1 protein-coding gene and 1 pseudogene are annotated in these 1,591 nt (G+C 67.2%); one reads left to right on the top strand and one right to left on the bottom strand.

Annotated elements, in window-relative coordinates; genetic code table 11:
* Nucleotides 1-402: hypothetical protein (locus F9K34_RS19015; protein ID WP_291338659.1), on the top strand; the 402-nt coding region annotated here is incomplete at its 5' end.
* Between the two features lie 774 nt (nt 403-1,176).
* Here the strand turns inward: F9K34_RS19015 and F9K34_RS19010 are convergent.
* Nucleotides 1,177-1,591 (bottom strand): annotated as a pseudogene (locus F9K34_RS19010) (hypothetical protein); the annotation flags it as partial.

Below are 1,591 nucleotides of genomic sequence, written 5' to 3'. Positions count from 1 at the left end.
TGCCCCGACCCCGCCCGGGCCGTGCAGGTCGCCACCTGCCCCTCGGAAGACGAACTCCGCTACACCTTCAACGGCTTCTGCGGCGACGACCGGCGCCTCTACGCCCGCGACACCGACACCTGCGCCACGTATCAAAACTACCGCAAGGCGAAGAACGTTGCGCTGTGGGAATCCGCCGACGGCGCCTTTCAGGCCTACCTCTCCTGCGACCTGCCCGCCGGCGCGCTGAAGGACATCAAGCCGCGCGCCGTCGCCGTCAGCAAACAAGGCAAGCTTACCCGCGTCAGCTGCAGCTACGCCGAGGACATCGTCTTCACCCATCGCACCAAGGCGCAATGCAAGGTGGCGGGCAACGCCGACTGCGCCGCAGACCCCGCATCCTGCGCGGCGACCTGCGAGTGAGGCGATTCGCGCGGGAGGGAAAAGCCGGTCGCCGTGGGACGGCGGCAGCGCCGGCGACCGAAGGGGACAAGGTCGCCAGAATGGCGGGGCGTTCTCCGTCACTTCTGCATTTTCCACCACGCGAGGGATAACCCAATGGCAGGCGAAAACCAAAGTGGAAGCCATAAGGCCAGCATGTATGCTGCTGAAGCCGACTCGCCGCGGAGAGATTCGGACACATGGGGCCCTCGCACCATGAGCCAATACGAGACGCCGCCGACCGCAAGCGCACCCGCGACATAGGAAGCAACCGACCACGCAACGGCGCCACGCACGAAGCCGGCTACCGTGCCCGGAGGAACGCAAAGGAAATGCGGCCTTGCACGAAACAGCGCCAACGCAGAAAGGCTTGCCGCAACGAGAGCGGCCGTTGAATAAGACCAGAGTGGGGGTTCGGCGTTGCAAATTCCCTCGGCAGCAAATCCAAAGACCCAAAATAACGTAGTCGCCACGGAAAGGAAAAACATTGCGCGGGCGGCGATCATGCACACTCAGCGCAAAGCGTGTTCATCAACCGTTCTCCGTCGCTCGTGATGGATTGCCGACTTGCCGGCTTTCGAGTAGCGACACCACATCAATCGACCGGCCTTCCCTGGCAGGCGTCTCCGTCGGCCGCACACCGTCCCTGAAGCTGCCACAACGCAAATGGAAAGGCAACTGCGGGGGGGACGGCTTCCGCGCCTAACGCTTGCCGCCGTCCCGCGCCGACCGACTTTCCCCGGGTGCTGAAGCCGCTCAGCGCGCCGGCCGGCCGGCCAGTCGTTCCTTCGCGATGCGCTCGGCGCGATCGCCGCTGCCGTCGAGCAGACGCGCAAGGACGGGTTCGCTGGCGCGCGGGTGCTCGGCGACGAGGCGGCGGAGCGTTGCGTCGTCGAGGGAGGCGAGGATGTCGAGCGCGGTGGGCGGGGCATGACGGTTGCGCGCCACGGTGAGCCGCACTGTTTCCTCGCGGTCGAAGGCGAGCCGGGTCAGCGCGGCGTCGGACAGGCGCGGCGATTCGGCGGCGGCGGCGCGTACGGCAGGATGGCGATCGCCGGAGAGGCGCTCGAGGAGCTCCTCGGGCAGGTCGGCGCGGCGTGCGAGGGTGGCGCGCACGACAGGATCGGTGTCGCGCAGCAGCAGGGCGAATAGCCCGGCGTTGAGCAGGCCG

This window comes from Albidovulum sp. (assembly GCF_008933605.1).
GTDB lineage: Bacteria > Pseudomonadota > Alphaproteobacteria > Rhodobacterales > Rhodobacteraceae > Albidovulum.
The sequence above is the reverse complement of the archived record's forward strand: the minus strand, read 5'-3'. Positions and strand labels throughout refer to the sequence as shown.